This window comes from Shewanella salipaludis (assembly GCF_012911865.1).
Lineage (GTDB): Bacteria > Pseudomonadota > Gammaproteobacteria > Enterobacterales > Shewanellaceae > Shewanella > Shewanella salipaludis.
In genome coordinates this window covers 16,431-31,576 of the sequence record NZ_JAAXYH010000018.1, presented here as the reverse complement: position 1 = coordinate 31,576, position 15,146 = coordinate 16,431, and the positions used below count along the sequence as shown (strand labels likewise).

The window sequence follows — 15,146 nt, the reverse complement described above, 5'->3', positions numbered from 1 at the left end:
GCGAGATTTGCATTCGGACTGCCAGGCCCCCTACTCTACCAAGGACATAATAATGAAAAAAACTGCCCTCTGTCTCGCACTCATGTTGAGCCCGCAGGCCTTTGCCGACAACTTAGTGCAATGGACAGATTTCAGCATCACAGGCCTCTATGGTGACGACTATAAACTCGCCCCTTCGGACGAACAGACCGGCTTCACCTTGGAGACGGCCGGCGGCTGGCAATACGGCGACTGGTTTGCCTTTCAGGATCTCATCTATTTCGATGGCAACAATGGCGGCCAGGACAGCAGCACTTATGGTGAGCTTTCCACCCGCTTCAGTGCCGGCAAGATCCTGGGGGAAAACATCACCTGGGGCGCCATCACGGATGCCTCGCTGGCCTTGACCTACGAGGAAGGCGAAGGCCCGGTGAATAGCCTGCTCTATGGCCTAGGACTGGATTTCGCCTTGCCCTATTTCAACTACTTCAGCCTCAACACCTATCGCCGTGAGGCCCTGAGCAGCGGCAATCACAGCGATGGCTGGCAGTTCACCCCAGTGTTTCGCATCGACTTTCCCCTGGGTGACTCGAAGCTGGTGCTGGACGGTTTCGCCGACTGGGTATTTGCCACGGACGACGACGGCTACCATAGCAACTTCCACTTCAACCCTCAGCTGAAATACGATCTGGGGCAGCTCATCTTCGGTGGCCACAAGCAGGATAAGCTGTTTGTCGGCATAGAGTACGACCTGTGGCAGAACAAATATGGGGTGAAGGGCGTAGATCAACATACCTACTCGGTGATCGCCAAGTACCATTTCTAACTGCGCCTCGCCTTGCCGCAGCTTGAAACCAAAAAAGGCGCCCGGGGCGCCTTTTTTGAACTCACAGCATGGCTCAGGCCAGCAATTTTCTCGCCGCGGCCACCACGATGGAGACGGCATGGCTCTCGGTCTTCTTCATCACAGCCTCATCGGGAATTTCCTGTTGCGTACGGTTGACTATCACACCGGCAACACAGGCAGCACGCCAGCCCTGAGAGGCACACATGGTGAACAGAGTCGCAGACTCCATCTCATAGTTGAGCACGCCCAGATCTTGCCATTCCTTCATGGAACCGGCGAAACGTCGGATCACACGGCCTGAGACAGTGTCGTAACGCTCCTGTCCCGGATAGAAAGTATCCGAAGAGGCCGTGATGCCGACATGGGGTTCGACGCCCATGTCGCGGCAGGCGGCGACCATGGCTGTGGTACATTCGAAGTTGGCCACGGCAGGATACTCCATGGGGGCGAAGTGCAAACTGGCACCATCCAGACGCACCGAGGCCTGGGTCACTATCACATCCCCCACCTTCACCTGAGGCTGAATCGCGCCCGTGGTGCCGATCCGCAGGAAGGTATTGACGCCAAGCTGCGCCAGCTCCTCCACCGCGATAGAAGTCGAAGGACCGCCAATACCCGTAGAGCAGATGACCACAGGCTTACCGTCCAGGTACGCCAGGTAACTCGTGTACTCTCTATGGCTCGCCAGGAAGGTGGCATTGTCCATTAAGTCGGCAATACGCTTAACCCGCTCAGGATCGCCAGGCACTATCGCCAGGCTGGCGCCATCCAACATTGCCTTAGTTAAACCCAGATGAAATACATCGGCCATTGTGAAAACCCCTTTCTTTTTTGATTATAAAATTCTTATCGATAGACTCTAACCCAGTCCCGAAGCGGCTAAGGTTAACTTGATCACAGAATTCCCGGCAACCAGTAAATAATTTATGTAACCGAATGACAAGATCCGCATCTGCGCCTAGCTAGAAGATAGCAGCTGTTGGGCAGGGAGGGCGAACCTCGGGTCCAGAGTCCGCTCAGGCCCCTTGGCTGGCGCTAAAAATACAGAGGGCGCCTCATGGGCGCCCTCATACCTGGCCTGATAACAGACTAGAGATAATAGTCTTTCAGCGGCGGGAAGCCGTTGAAGCATACCGCCGAATAGGTGGTGGTATAGGCTCCGGCCGTCAGCCAGTAGAGGCGATCCCCTATGGCCAGATCGTTTGGCAGGCCGTAGCTGTAGTGCTCATACATGATGTCGGCACTGTCGCAGGTCGGGCCGGCGATGACGCACTTCTCCAGCTCGCCTTGCCTGTCGGTATAGATGGGGAACTTGATCGCCTCATCCATGGTTTCTATCAGGCCGGAGAATTTACCCACATCGGTAAACACCCAGCGCTCCAGCGCGGTGTAGGATTTCTTGCTGATCAGCACCACTTCCGACACCAGCACGCCGGCGTTGGAGATCAGTGAGCGACCCGGCTCCAGGATGATCTCAGGCAAGTCGTCACCGAAATCCTCCTGCAGGAAATGGGTGATCTGCTCGGCATAGGTGGCCAGGGCATTGGTCTTGTCTATGTAATTGGCCGGGAAGCCCCCACCCAGGTTGATCATCTTGAGTTGGATGCCATGCTCGTCACGCAGACGATCGAAGATGCCCTTCACCTTGCCTATGGCCGAATCCCAGGCGCCTATGTCCCGCTGCTGCGAGCCCACATGGAAGGAAATGCCGTAGGGTTCCAGCCCCAGGGTCTTGGCCAACACCAGAAGCTCGTAGGCCATCTCGTTCTGGCAACCGAATTTGCGCGACAATGGCCAGTCGGCGGTGTCTGTGCCCTCGGTGAGGATACGCACATAGACGCGGGCGCCCGGTGCTTCCTCGGCCAGCATCCGCAGATCCGCTTCCGAGTCAGAGGCGAACATACGCACCCCGCGCTCGAAGAAGGCGCGCACATCCTGACGCTTCTTGATGGTGTTGCCATAGCTGACCCTGTCCGTGGTCACGCCTATCTTGGTGACCATGTCCAGTTCATAGATGGAGGCGATGTCGAAATTTGAGCCCTTATCCCGCAGCAGGGACAAGATCTCCGGCGCCGGGTTCGCCTTGACTGCATAATAAACACTGGCGTAAGGGAAGTTATCAACCATGTCATCGTATTGTTTCGCAATGATACTGGTATCTATCACCACAAAAGGGGTCGCTTTATCTTTGGCAAATTCCTCGATGCGTTTAAAGGTATCTGCATCATAATAATCAGCAACATCAATAGATTGAAATTGGCTCATCTGGCCAGTGTCTCCTTAAGGTCGAGAGTGAACAATATTATCAGGCGTGTAAAAAAACAGGCGCAGTAGACGACATTTTCACGTCGGATGCAACGAATTTTTATTCCCAATAATCAACTTTTTATTCACCCGAAATCCACTAACAAGAATCTGAAAAATAGTCATTTAAATACAAATAGATATAAGCAGAACTTGTCACCCGCCTCGCCCGCTACCCTGCCATTGCCTGGAGATAAAATTCACTGCTTGAAGGCATTTTCACAATTCTTACGCCACTGAACCTCTGAGCCCCTGAGCCGAGCCGAGGCAGCAGGAGCAGGGCCGGCCCAATGGCTGCTATTAACTATAATCCAATAACTCTAAGTTGACAGGCCATAGACAGACCATAGACAAACACTGGCCGGCGTTGAACTTTGGCCTAGCCTGGGGGCCGGGTCCGGCAGGACTCACTGGGGCTGTTGTCGAGATTTTGATTATCAAGTCGGGCGTTTTTAAGTAAGCTTCGGGTCATTGATTCAATACAAGGACCTAGAGATGGCAGAGCCAGGACTCGAGCAAGAGCTGCAACAGTTGCAGAACGTCTACAACCTACTCACAGAATTTCTGGTGAAGTACAGCTTTCAACTGATTGGCGCCATCCTCATCTTCCTCATAGGACTCTGGCTGGCGAGCAAGGCGGCGCGCCTCATCGCCCGTCAGTTGGAGAAGCATAAGGTAGACATCACCCTGAGCAATTTCATCACCAATCTGGTGCGGATCTTGGTCATAGTCATGGTGGGGATCATTGCCCTGGGTAAGCTGGGGATCAGCATCACCCCCATGGTGGCCGCCATAGGCGCCGCTTCCCTGGGGGCCGGCTTGGCATTGCAGGGCATGCTGTCCAACTATGCCGCCGGCATCACCATCATAGTCACCCGCCCCTTCATCGTCGGCAACACCCTGAGCGTCAAAGGGGTGACCGGGGTCGTCCAGGACATACACCTGGGGCTGACCATACTGACCAACGAAGAAGGCGAGCGGATCAGCATACCCAACAAGCATATCGTCGGTGAGATATTGCATAACTCCTACGAAAACAAGCTGGTCGAAACCCACTTCAACCTGAACTACCAATGCGATCTGGAGCAAGCGATAGCCCTCATCCAGCACGTGCTGAACCAGAGCCTGCAGGTTTCGCGGGAAAAAGAGCCCCAGATAGGGGTGAACGACTTCAACAGCGTCGGCGTAGAGATAGGCATCAGGTATTGGGTGCCGACCCAGAGCTATTACCAGGATAAGTACCAGATTAACCTGGCGCTGATCCGCGCCATGAAAGCGGCCAACATAGAGATCCCCAGGCCGCTGCAACAGGTCAGCATACTTGAGCGTCGCTGAGAGACTGTCTCAGTAAGGGAAGGTCTCAGTAAGAGAGTGCCGCTTCGGTACTCAATGACACAAGCCAGGCGCGCCTGGCTTGTTGCCAGGCCGAACCTTAGACGATCACCTGATGGTAGGTTTCCACATGATGGGATTCCACCAGCTCGGGCATTATGTGGTGGAAGTAATGCTGAATCGCATCCTTGGCACAATGGGCCTCGAAGGCCGCCAGGTCGACAAACTTCTCCACGAAGGTAATGCGCCGCGGCTCGTCGCGGCTGACATTAAGCTCATAGCGTATGCAGCCGGCTTCACGGCGGGTATCTGGGATCAGTTCCGCCAGGGCCGCCAGCAGCGCCGCCTCCCGGCCCTCTCTGGCGAGGAAGCTGGCGACACAAACCAGTTGTTGATTATTGAGCTTGAATTCCGACATACATTTTCCTTATGTTTGACTCGATTGAATTTCCTCGAAAAGCATATCCAGATGGGGAATACCGTCCTCCAGATACACCTGCGAATGCGGCATGAAACCTAACTTCTGATAAAAATGGCGCAAATAATCCTGGGCCCCTATCTGGATCCCCTGTTGCGGCCAAGCCGCCTGGGTAAGGGTTATGGCCTGCTGCATCAGCGCCAGCGCCAGTCCGCTGCCGCGGCCGGCTTTCGCCACCGCGACCCTGCCTATGCTGGCCTGGGGATAGCTCAAGCCGGGCGCCAACAAGCGCGCATAGGCCAGCAATTGCCCGGCGGCATCGACCCCCAGCAGATGCAGGGTCTGGGGGTGCCTGTCCTTGTCATCCAGCTCTGGATAGGGACAGGCTTGCTCCACCACGAAGACATCGACCCTGAGCTTGAGCAGCTCGTAGAGTTGGTCTCTGGTCAATTCATCGAATCTCAGGCTATGCCACTGTAACATCCCGGGCTCCTGTCGCTGCGCTCGGCTAAAAATGGGATAAGAAAATCGAGTCTAACATGGCCAACATCCGACAAAAAGCCAAAAAAAAAACGCCACAGATCCTAAGACCCATGGCGCCAGAAATCCCCTGATTCTCAGTTAAGCCGAAGGTTTGGCCTTGCGGATGGACAACACGGCCACCACGGCGATCAACAAGGCCCCGCCCATGATGAGAAACACGTCGTTGTAGGCCTGAATATAGGCCTGCTGGGTCATGGTCTTGCCCAACAGGAGCCTAGCCTGGGTCGCCGCGGTATAAGGATCGGATCCCGCCGCCTGCAACATGCCGGCCCGCTGCAGCAAGAAGTCCTGCGCCTGGGCGCTGACCGCCGGCAGAGACTCCTTGATGCGCGCCAGGTGGCCACGGGCCAGGTTATCCGTCAGGGTTGCCACCAGGGCTATGCCGAAGGCCCCGCCCAGGTTGCGCATCACATTCAACACGGTCGACGCCGAGGCATTTTCTTCCGGCTTGAGATGCATGGTCGCCAGTATGCCTATGGGCACCAGCACGAAGGGTTGCCCCAGCGCCCTGACAACCTGCGAGGCTATCATCTGTGGCCCGGCATAGTCGGCCGTCATATGGCTGTTCATGTAATAACTGATGGCGAACATCAGGAAGCCGAAGGCCGCCAGATAACGGGGATCGAAACGCTCCACCAGCCTGGGCACCAGGGGCAAGACCAGCAGCTGGGGAAAGCCCATCCACATGATGACCAAGCCAATTTCCAGCGGGTTATAGTCGTGAACCTGGGTCAGATACAGGGGGATCAGATAGATGGCACCGAACAGCGCCATCCCCAACAGAAAATACGCCAGGGTCGAGATGGCAAAGTCCCGCTTAGCCAATAACCTCAGGTTCACCAGCGGCTCACGGCTGCGCAGCTCGACCCAGACGAACAACAGCAGGTTGACGGCGGCGACGATCGCCAGGTTGCGGATCAGATCCGAGCCGAACCAGTCCTTGCGGTTGCCTTCCTCCAGCACCACCTCCAGGCAGCCCATGCCCAGCGCCATGGTGACTATCCCGGCCAGGTCGACCCGCCTCAGGCTATCCCAGACTATGGCCTTCTTCTCCAGGCCGTAGGCCAACATGGCCATCACCAACAGACCCGGTGGCACATTGATGTAAAACAGGTAATGCCAGCTGAACTGCTCCGTCAGCCAACCGCCCAGGGTCGGGCCTATGGAAGGAGCGAAGGTGGCCGTCACCCCGAACAGCGCCATGCCGACGGCACGCTTATTGTCGGGAAGACATTCGAGGATCAGCCTGAACGCCAAGGGGATCAAGGCGCCACCGAAGAAGCCCTGCAGGGCCCGAAAGGCGATCATGGATTCCAGATTCCAGGCGAAGGAACACAGGAGTGAGGCGAAGATGAAGGCCAGCGAGTTCCACAGCAGGTAGCGCCGCACCGACAACCCCTTGCTGAGCCAGCCGGAGAGGGGAATGGCGATCATCTCGGCCACCAGGTAGGCGGTGGCTATCCAACTGCCCTCTTCCAGCGTCGCCCCCAGGCTGCCCTGAATTTCCTTCATCGAAGCGTTGGTGATCTGTATGTCGAGGATCGCCATGAAGGCGCCGATCAGGCCGCCGAAGACGGCGATCCAGGCGCGACGACTGCCGCGCTCGAAGCCTTGGGGGGCGGCGATCGCCTCTGGGGCGAGCGCACTCACGGAAGCCGACATGGCTTAGCGTCCCGCCCTGGCAGCCGTTGCCGACTCCAGCGCCACGGATTCCGTATCTACCTTCACCACGGCACTCAAGCCGGGCAGCACCCTGACCTCTTCCTGTGACAGCGCCAGGCGTATGCGCACCGGAATACGCTGCACTATCTTGGTGAAATTGCCCGTGGCATTTTCCGCCGGCAGCAGACTGAATTTGGCTCCGGACGCGGGTGCCAGGCTATCTATGACCCCTGTCAGGGTCTTGTCGGGAAACGCATCCAGACTAACCTGCACCGCTTGTCCAGGCTGCATATGCTGGATCTGGGTTTCTTTAAAGTTCGCCGTGATCCATACGGCCCCGTCCGGAACCAAACTGTAGAGCGCCTGGCCCGGCTGGACATATTGTCCCACCATGGCGCCGCGCTTGCCTATGACGCCGGAGAAAGGCGCCGTGACCCTGGTGTCATCCAGCTGGATCTTGGCCAGTTCCAGGCTCGCCTGGGCCAACGCCACATCCGCCTCAGCCTGGGGCAACTGCGCCTCGAACACGGCCAACTCGCGGCGCTTGGCCACCAGTGCCGCCTTGGCCTCGTCCAAACGGGCCGCCGCCGAATCGAAACCGGCCTGCAGTTGATCCACATTATCCTGGGAACTGTAATTGCTCACCTTGAGTTTTTGCGAGCGGCTCAGCTGCTGCTGCGCCCTGAGCTTGTCGGATTGCGCCGCCTGCACCCCGGCACCGGCCTGGCTGATCAGCGCCTGTTGCAATTCCACCTTGGCCGACAGTGTCTGCAGATCGGCCCTGGCACTGGCCAAGGTCGCCTGGGCCTGACTCAGCTTGGCGCTGAACTGACTGTCTTCCAGCTGCGCCAGCAACTCGCCCTTGCGCACGTGTTGATTATCTGTGACCCCGGACATGACCACATAGCCGGGCACCTTGACGCTGACATGGGAGATGTCGGCTTCGACATAGGCGTTATCCGTGGTCTCGATGAAACGCACCTGGGTCCACCAGTAATAACCGCCGCCAACCAGGGCGGCCAGCAGTAGCGGGGCTGTGATAAATAACTTGCTCTTGGACATGATTGACTCCTGGATTGATGAGTCATAGTCTACTACTGTCTCATAAGATTTATTAGATAGTTAAAATTCAACCCACTGTTCCACAGCTGTAACAATAGAACCCATAAGCAGGTAACCTCCCATGGATCTCAATCGCGTACAGATCTTCGCCCAAGTGGTAGAGCAAGGCAGTTTTACCGGCGCCGCCAAGGTGCTGGGCACCACCAAGGCGACGGTGAGCCGCAAGGTAGCCGAACTGGAAGCCGACTCAGGGGTGCAGTTGTTATACCGCACCACCCGCGCACTCAAACTCACCGAGGCAGGTTCGAACTATTACAATCACGTCAATAAGATACTCGCAGACCTGCAGAGTGCCGAGCACCAGCTCAGCGCCAGCCAGCAGAGTATCAGGGGCAACCTCAGGATAGTCTGTCCCATAGAGCTGGGGCAGCTATTTCTGGGGCGTATCTTCGCCCAATTCCTGCAGGCCTACCCGGATATCAGCATCGAGGCCGAACTCACCAACCGCAAGGTGGATGTGATAGAGGAAGGGATAGACATGCTATTCCAGATCATAGACAACCAGGACTCTCGGCTGCAGAGCTATGCCCTGGTGAATAACCACAAGACGCTGATGGCGAGCCCGGACTATCTGGCCCGCCACGGTACCCCCAAGGTGCCCCAGGATCTGGCCTCGCATAAGGCGATCAAGTTGCTGTCGGCCCACATAGATGGAGCCTGGAAGATTTTCGATGGCAAGCAGTGGCTGGTCATGGAGCCGGCGTCGCAGCTGACGGTCAACAACGTCACCCTGGCGCGGGAGGCGGCCATAGAAGGCTTGGGCATCACAGCCGTGCCGACCTTCATAGCCCAGGATGCCCTGGATAAGGGGCTGCTGGTACCGCTGCTGGAAGACTATCCCATGGTGCAGACCAAGGTGAGCCTGTGTTGCCCCCAACGCGCCTATCTGCCACGCAAATACAAGGTCTTCATCGAATTCATCTATGATTCACTGTTTAAACGTTGGGGCGATCAGGTACTGGAAGTGCCCGACTTCATCTCCCGCTGACAGTGATTGGCCGCCAACTGAAAGCCTGCCCCAGCTGCAGTTCAAGGGCGCGGGTCTGTGGCTCTTCACTCTGCCGCTATGATGCCGGCCAACTGGACTATGGCCTCCCGCGCCGCCTGACTCACGCCCGACAGCTGAAAGAAGCCGTGGATCACCCCCAGGTACCTGCGGCAGTGGGCGTTCACCCCGACTGCCAGCAGGTTGCGATAGCATAGCTCGCCTTCGTCAACCAAAGGATCGAACTCGGCCGTGAGTATATGGGTTTCGGGAAGACCCGCCAGATCCTGGCGATACAGGGGGCTGGCTTCCGGGTGCATGCGGGGTAAGTCATTGAGATACAAATCGAAGCCGCTCAACAATGTGTCCCGGGTGATGATGTAGTGATCGCCATTATCCCTGTAGCTCCGGCTAGCGGCCGTGGCATCCAGCATGGGATAGATGAGCACTTGCTTGCGTGGCAACCAATCGCTGCTGTCGCGCAGACGCAGACAGGTGACCAAGGCTAAATGGCCACCGGCGCTGTCGCCTGCCAGTATGATATTATCCGGATCGCCACCCCAGCCGCGGCAATGGCGGCGCACCAGCTGGGTCGCCTTAAAGGCATCGTCATGGGCGGCAGGATAGCCATGTTCCGGGGCCAGGCGGTACTTCACCGCCACTATCAGAGCGCCGGATAAATTGGCCAGCCTTCGCAGCTGCTGCTCGTGGGTCTCGAAGCCACCGCTGACGAAACAACCGCCATGAAAATACACCAACACGCTTGCATTATTTCCCTCGCCTGACCGATAGAGTCGCAAGTCGATCCCCTCCAGGGTCATGTCCTCGACCCTGGCCACAGCCTCCTGCGGTCCGGCCAATGCCACACTGTCCAGGTAACCCTGGCGCCGCTCGGCGATGGTCTGCGTCTTGACCGAGGGGCAACCCGCCGCGATGAAGGCTTGCACCAATTGACCAATTCCCTGTTCCAAATACAACTGACTCATGCCTCTCTCCAACGTTTAGCTTGGCTTGTATGACGCTTTGATACGCAATATGAATAGGATACTGCAAGTCTAAACAACTGTATATAAACACAGTCAGATAACAACAGAGCTGCCGATGACCCGGCCTGTAGAGGGGCTAAATATCAAATTTACCCAGCAAACCGCCGCCGATAGCTATAATTATTCTAAGCAGGGCCGGTCATTTTTCGTACCGATAAATGATAAGCTTCCTACTGCTGGAAATGCGCTGGAATAACAAGCAGATTCAGAGCATATACGAAGATTTGTGATTGAAAGCTGTTGATTCAAAGGGGACCGAATTGCCGCAGGCATACATGAGTCCCGGGATAAACCTGAACTGGAGCACCAACATGAGCAAAGAGCGAAAGAACAGAAAAGAAGCCAAGAAGAAGCCCTTGATGACGGCGAAGGAAAAACGGGCGGCGAAACATGCCCGTTCTGGCTCGAAAGATTTTCTGGACACCACCAAAGGCAGCCAAAGCTAGCCCTATGCCGGTCGACGGGTGCACAAGGAGCACCTGCTCCGGCAAGACACTAGGAACATAGGGCTGCAACATGCATAACACAGGGCCGATGACAGCGTCATTGGCCCTGTTATTTTTGAGCCTGTTATCTGCCTGAATGCCGACCAAAAACAACAAGGATTCCACCGAGATAAGTGACTTTCCCCGGGAGAGTCACTGCGTCAAAGCCACGCAGTGACTGGCTTAGGCCCAGACTATGACTGGAATTACGCCCCCAGACACACTATCCTAGCCGAGGCCGCTTGGCGGCAAACAAGGATAATGTTGCATAGAGATAAAGAAGGACACCAGGAATGCACGACTAACCCTTTTTTCTTTTTTTTTTAGGTTAGCTACATGAGGTAAGTTATGAATTACTCTAAGACACTGATCGCAATGACACTGGCAAGCCTGTTGGCAGGCTGCGGTGGCAGTAACAAAGACAATGCACCGGAAATGGCCTTCTTCAATCTGGGGGTTTCAGACAATCCCGCAGATGCCAAAGAGGTGAATATCGCCTTCAAACAGGTAGTGTTGAAAAACAGCACAGGCTCCTTCTCGTTCGATGTTTCCAGCAATGGCGAGCTGAAGCAGGTTAACCTGCTGGATTTTCAGGGTGCCGACATAGAGACTCTGGTCAGTGGCCAGCAAGTCCCCGTGGGCGAGTACCAGATGTGTATCTACATGCAGAATGACGAGACTGCCAACGCCGACGGCTCCCATATACTGACCCAGGATGACATGCTCCAGGGGCTGGTGACCAACAGCAACGGCTCCTGTGGTGGTATCGGCGCCGACGAACCGGGAACGGGCCGTTTATTCTTCAACAAGAGTTTCACCCTGGCGGCGGGAGCCAACAACTTCGTGGCCGAATTCAATCTTGGCCAAGGACTGCAGGACCCCCATGGCAGCAAGGCCTACTGGACCTTGAAGCCCACGGCGGTGCAGCTGATGAATACGGCCGAGGTAGGTAGCATCAAGGGGCAGATAAGCCCGGAGACCATGACCGACTGCGAGACGGCTGCCGGGGGTTCGACCTTCAGCCCCGCTGTGTACTTATATCCTGGCGACACGGCATTGGCCGACATGGCCGATTTCCGCCCCGAAGCGGATCTCGGGACCCAGGTTGCTCCCATAGCGTCGGCCAGAGTCAACGAGCTGCTGGATGACAACCAGCAGGTCATAGGTCACGCTTACGAATTTGGTTTCGTGGTGGCCGGGACTTACAGCCTGGGCTATAGCTGCGTCGCCCAGAATGACGATCCGGATCTGGTCAATGCCCCTACGGATACAGACAACGCCTTCTTCCTGCACGCCGATGAACAAGCGGTCGTCGTCAGCGATGGCACAGCCACAGACCGCAACTTCCCCGAAGGCTTCGTGGCAAACTAATAACCCAGCTTATCCAAGGCGATAACAAGGACATAAGGGCACCCAGATGGGTGCCTTTATATTTTCCCGCCCTATCTGTGGCAAAGGCCCGTCTCACAGGCATTCCGTTATATCTGAGCAATCCTTGATCTTAATCACAGGCAAAATAATCGGACACATTTAATATCCAGTTATGGATTTCCCCAATGAAGTCTTATAAGTTGAACACAGCAATGCACTAATAATTAAGGACGCAAAATGAAAAAAGTGGCAATTATACTGTTAGGCACTCTCTTATCTATTCCGGCATTCGCAGCAGACATAGAGGCAGGCAAGGCTAAAACCGCCATGTGTGCCGCCTGTCATGGCGCAGATGGTATTTCAATGATCCCCATGTACCCCAACCTTAAGGGCCAGAAAGCGGCCTATATTGAAAAACAACTGAAAGCCTTCAAAGATGGCTCACGTCAGGATCCAACCATGGCGCCAATGGCGGCAACCCTGAACGATGAAGACATAGCCAACATCGCAGCTTATTACGCCAGCCTGCAATAAGTTCCTCTGCCCAGGTGGGGACGGCAGTCCCCATCTGGTTTTCTCCCTGCTGTTGCCCTTTTCGCCATACTTTCAATGGCCTTGACTCATCGACTCTTCCATAATTGCCTGCCGGCCGGCAATTATTTCCCAACACTATTCCCTCACACCATTCTCAATATTATCCCCGACAACATAACCACATTAATATTATGGGTTTTATCATAGACTTAGCTTTCATGGCATTTATTGATCTCAATCATTAATGCACCAGGTCATGCGCGTAGAATGCAAATTAACTTCCGACCTGCGACATTTTGTCACAGGGTGAAATTAATGCTGCAGGAGCTTCCTCGTGTTTCACTACCGCGTCTCATGCCACTCTGTCCTGGGCTTGTTCACTGCAATTCTGCTCCTCCTGGCGGTCAGTACACCGAGTTACGCCCTCTTTGTCAGCCCGCCCAAGGCGCCCGAGCCCTTGATCCAAGAGATCTTCGGCGACGCCACCCAGATCTCCGAGAAGCAAGGCGAGATCCCGGTTTGGACCATATACGAAGATCAGCAAGTCCTGGGTTACGCCTTCGAGACCAATGACATAGCCAGAATACCCGCCTACTCGGGCGAACCCGTCAACATGCTGGTGGCGATAGACCCTCAGGGGCAGTACCTGGATGCCAAGGTGCTGGAGCACCATGAACCCATCATTCTCGCCGGTATTCCCGAATACAAACTCTGGGACTTCATCAGCCAATACCAGGGCCTGCATGTTCAGGACAGGTTAAAGGTGGGTGGCAATACCAACGAAGGCTATGTGGCGGTCGATGGCCTGTCGGGCGCCACTGTGACCGTGATGGTGATGAATACCGCCATCACTAAGGCCGCCACCAAGGTGGCCCAGTCCCTGGGGATCATCAAGCACACTTCCGACATTATTCAGCCCATCTCCACAGTCAAATCGGCTCTGTTCGCCCCCGCCGACTGGCAACAACTCACGGGCGATGGCTCCATCCGCCGCCTCTATCTGACCCGGGAAACGGTAGATCAGGCGTTCGTAGGCACAGAGGCCGAACACCTAGATGCCGCCTCCCCGGCGCAGAAACAGGATAGCTTCGCCGAAATTTATTACACCCTGGCCGACATCCCCAGCATAGGCAAGAACCTGTTCGGTGAGGCCGATTACCTGTGGTTGATGTCGACCCTCAAGCCGGGCGAACACTTGGTCGCCTTATTCGGCAATGGTTACTCCTTCAAGGGTTCGGGTTATGTCCGTGGTGGCATTTTCGACCGCATCCAGGTACATCAGAATGACAACGCCATCTCGTTCCGCGATCTGGATCATAACCGCATCACCGACCTATACATCCAAGGTGCGCCGCACTTCCAGGAAATGTCGGTATTCAGGATTAGCCGGCAACAGGCCTTCGATCCCGGGGCCAACTGGCAGCTGGAGCTGCTGGTGCGGCGTCAGACCGGAGCCGTCGACAGCATTTTCACCAGCTTCAAGGGCGACTACCAGATGTTGGCCAAGTATGTCGATACCCCTGCCGCCATAGTGCCGGCGCCGGAACTGACACTGACCCAGCAGATTTGGCACGACAAACGGCCCCAGGTGATAGTGCTCACCAGCCTGATCTTGGTGTTGCTGTTGATCCTCTTCTTCCAGGATGTACTGGTGCGCCATCCCAGCTTCATGCATAACTTGCGTCATGTCTTCCTGGCGATCACTGTGGTGTTCATCGGCTGGGCCTGGGGCGGACAGTTGTCGGTGGTGAATGTGTTTACCTTCCTGCATGCCTTGATGAAGGACTTTTCCTGGGATCTCTTCCTGCTCGACCCTGTGATCTTCATCCTCTGGTGCGCCGCGGCCGTGACCATGCTGCTCTGGGGCCGGGCGGTTTACTGTGGCTGGTTATGCCCCTTCGGGGCCCTGCAGGAGCTGGTCAACACCTTCGCCCGCTATGTCAAGATCCCCCAGTTCGAACTGCCCTATGCGGTGCACGAACGCCTGTGGGCGATCAAATATCTCATTCTCCTGGTGCTGTTTGGTATTTCCCTCGATTCAGTGGCGATGGCGGAACAGTTCGCCGAAGTCGAGCCGTTCAAGACCACTTTCCTGCTGAAATTCGATCGCGAATGGCCATTCATCGCCTGGGCACTATTTTTGATCTTGCTTAACCTGTTCAATCGCAAGACGTTTTGCCGCTACCTATGCCCGCTTGGGGCGGCATTGTCCGTCAGCAACAGCGTGCGCTTATTCAACTGGCTCAAGCGGCGCCCCGAATGTGGCAGCCCCTGTAAGACCTGTGCCAAGGAATGCGAGATCCAGGCGATAGCACCCGATGGGGTGATCAACATGCGCGAATGCCACTACTGCCTGGATTGCCAGATCACCTATTTCAATGACCAGAAGTGCCCGCCATTGAAGAAGCAGGCCTACAAGAAAAACCGTTATCAGGAACATCCCATTCCAACCCGGGTGACAGACTGATTGCAGTCGAGCAAGACCCGGCACTTTGGCGTCCCGGGAAAGATAGAACGC

The 15,146-nt window shown here is 55.9% G+C and carries 14 protein-coding genes; 7 read left to right on the top strand and 7 right to left on the bottom strand.

What is annotated here, in order from left to right; genetic code table 11:
• The first annotated feature begins 52 nt into the window (after window positions 1-52).
• Window positions 53-805, top strand: coding sequence for an outer membrane protein OmpK (locus HC757_RS17240; protein ID WP_169565633.1), 753 nt, complete (start codon window positions 53-55; stop codon window positions 803-805).
• Between the two features lie 73 nt (window positions 806-878).
• On the opposite strand, the gene udp is transcribed toward HC757_RS17240, so the two are convergent.
• On the bottom strand, window positions 879-1,637 hold the full coding sequence (gene udp, locus HC757_RS17235) for a uridine phosphorylase (RefSeq protein WP_169565632.1): 759 nt from the start codon (window positions 1,635-1,637) through the stop codon (window positions 879-881).
• A gap of 278 nt (window positions 1,638-1,915) precedes the next feature.
• Entirely contained in the window at window positions 1,916-3,091 is a 1,176-nt protein-coding gene (locus HC757_RS17230) for a type III PLP-dependent enzyme (RefSeq protein WP_169565631.1), read from the bottom strand.
• A 534-nt stretch (window positions 3,092-3,625) separates the two neighbouring features.
• Between HC757_RS17230 and HC757_RS17225 the strand changes: the two genes are divergently transcribed.
• Entirely contained in the window at window positions 3,626-4,465 is an 840-nt protein-coding gene (locus tag HC757_RS17225; RefSeq protein ID WP_169565630.1) for a mechanosensitive ion channel family protein, read from the top strand.
• A 97-nt stretch (window positions 4,466-4,562) separates the two neighbouring features.
• Here the strand turns inward: HC757_RS17225 and HC757_RS17220 are convergent, their stop codons facing one another.
• From HC757_RS17220 to HC757_RS17205, 4 genes are all read right to left on the bottom strand, one after another.
• Window positions 4,563-4,880, bottom strand: coding sequence for a putative quinol monooxygenase (locus tag HC757_RS17220; protein ID WP_169565629.1), 318 nt, complete (start codon window positions 4,878-4,880; stop codon window positions 4,563-4,565).
• 9 nt (window positions 4,881-4,889) lie between these two features.
• Complete coding sequence (locus HC757_RS17215; protein ID WP_169565628.1) at window positions 4,890-5,363, bottom strand: GNAT family N-acetyltransferase; 474 nt, start codon at window positions 5,361-5,363, stop codon at window positions 4,890-4,892.
• Window positions 5,364-5,501: 138 nt separating this feature from the next.
• Window positions 5,502-7,085: a DHA2 family efflux MFS transporter permease subunit gene (locus tag HC757_RS17210; RefSeq protein WP_169565627.1), complete on the bottom strand. Its 1,584-nt coding sequence runs from the start codon at window positions 7,083-7,085 to the stop codon at window positions 5,502-5,504.
• Between the two features lie 3 nt (window positions 7,086-7,088).
• A complete protein-coding gene (locus HC757_RS17205; protein ID WP_169565626.1) occupies window positions 7,089-8,147 on the bottom strand; it encodes an HlyD family secretion protein in 1,059 nt (352 codons plus the stop codon).
• Between the two features lie 121 nt (window positions 8,148-8,268).
• Here HC757_RS17205 and HC757_RS17200 point away from each other — a divergent pair, with 121 nt between their 5' ends.
• Window positions 8,269-9,195, top strand: a complete 927-nt coding sequence (locus HC757_RS17200; protein ID WP_169565625.1) for a LysR family transcriptional regulator — start codon at window positions 8,269-8,271, stop codon at window positions 9,193-9,195.
• Window positions 9,196-9,260: 65 nt separating this feature from the next.
• Here HC757_RS17200 and HC757_RS17195 read toward each other — a convergent pair whose 3' ends face one another.
• Window positions 9,261-10,178, bottom strand: coding sequence for an alpha/beta hydrolase (locus tag HC757_RS17195; protein ID WP_169565624.1), 918 nt, complete (start codon window positions 10,176-10,178; stop codon window positions 9,261-9,263).
• 290 nt (window positions 10,179-10,468) lie between these two features.
• Here HC757_RS17195 and HC757_RS17190 point away from each other — a divergent pair, with 290 nt between their 5' ends.
• The 4 genes from HC757_RS17190 to nosR all read left to right on the top strand — a co-directional run bounded on the left by HC757_RS17190 (window position 10,469) and on the right by nosR (window position 15,095).
• Window positions 10,469-10,684, top strand: coding sequence for a hypothetical protein (locus tag HC757_RS17190; RefSeq protein ID WP_169565607.1), 216 nt, complete (start codon window positions 10,469-10,471; stop codon window positions 10,682-10,684).
• 387 nt (window positions 10,685-11,071) lie between these two features.
• Window positions 11,072-12,094, top strand: a complete 1,023-nt coding sequence (locus HC757_RS17185; RefSeq protein ID WP_169565623.1) for a DUF4382 domain-containing protein — start codon at window positions 11,072-11,074, stop codon at window positions 12,092-12,094.
• 237 nt (window positions 12,095-12,331) lie between these two features.
• Complete coding sequence (locus HC757_RS17180; protein ID WP_169565622.1) at window positions 12,332-12,628, top strand: c-type cytochrome; 297 nt, start codon at window positions 12,332-12,334, stop codon at window positions 12,626-12,628.
• 367 nt (window positions 12,629-12,995) lie between these two features.
• Window positions 12,996-15,095, top strand: coding sequence for a transcriptional regulator NosR (gene nosR / locus HC757_RS17175; RefSeq protein WP_211164478.1), 2,100 nt, complete (start codon window positions 12,996-12,998; stop codon window positions 15,093-15,095).
• Window positions 15,096-15,146 lie beyond the last annotated feature (51 nt).

Excerpts from the sequence above, each read along its gene's own strand:
- HC757_RS17240 (WP_169565633.1), top strand. The coding sequence starts at position 53 with ATGAAAAAAACTGCCCTCTGTCTCGCACTCATGTTGAGCCCGCAGGCC.
- udp (WP_169565632.1), bottom strand. The coding sequence starts at position 1,637 with ATGGCCGATGTATTTCATCTGGGTTTAACTAAGGCAATGTTGGATGGC.
- HC757_RS17230 (WP_169565631.1), bottom strand. The coding sequence starts at position 3,091 with ATGAGCCAATTTCAATCTATTGATGTTGCTGATTATTATGATGCAGAT.
- HC757_RS17225 (WP_169565630.1), top strand. The coding sequence starts at position 3,626 with ATGGCAGAGCCAGGACTCGAGCAAGAGCTGCAACAGTTGCAGAACGTC.
- HC757_RS17220 (WP_169565629.1), bottom strand. The coding sequence starts at position 4,880 with ATGTCGGAATTCAAGCTCAATAATCAACAACTGGTTTGTGTCGCCAGC.
- HC757_RS17215 (WP_169565628.1), bottom strand. The coding sequence starts at position 5,363 with ATGTTACAGTGGCATAGCCTGAGATTCGATGAATTGACCAGAGACCAA.
- HC757_RS17210 (WP_169565627.1), bottom strand. The coding sequence starts at position 7,085 with ATGTCGGCTTCCGTGAGTGCGCTCGCCCCAGAGGCGATCGCCGCCCCC.
- HC757_RS17205 (WP_169565626.1), bottom strand. The coding sequence starts at position 8,147 with ATGTCCAAGAGCAAGTTATTTATCACAGCCCCGCTACTGCTGGCCGCC.
- HC757_RS17200 (WP_169565625.1), top strand. The coding sequence starts at position 8,269 with ATGGATCTCAATCGCGTACAGATCTTCGCCCAAGTGGTAGAGCAAGGC.
- HC757_RS17195 (WP_169565624.1), bottom strand. The coding sequence starts at position 10,178 with ATGAGTCAGTTGTATTTGGAACAGGGAATTGGTCAATTGGTGCAAGCC.
- HC757_RS17185 (WP_169565623.1), top strand. The coding sequence starts at position 11,072 with ATGAATTACTCTAAGACACTGATCGCAATGACACTGGCAAGCCTGTTG.
- HC757_RS17180 (WP_169565622.1), top strand. The coding sequence starts at position 12,332 with ATGAAAAAAGTGGCAATTATACTGTTAGGCACTCTCTTATCTATTCCG.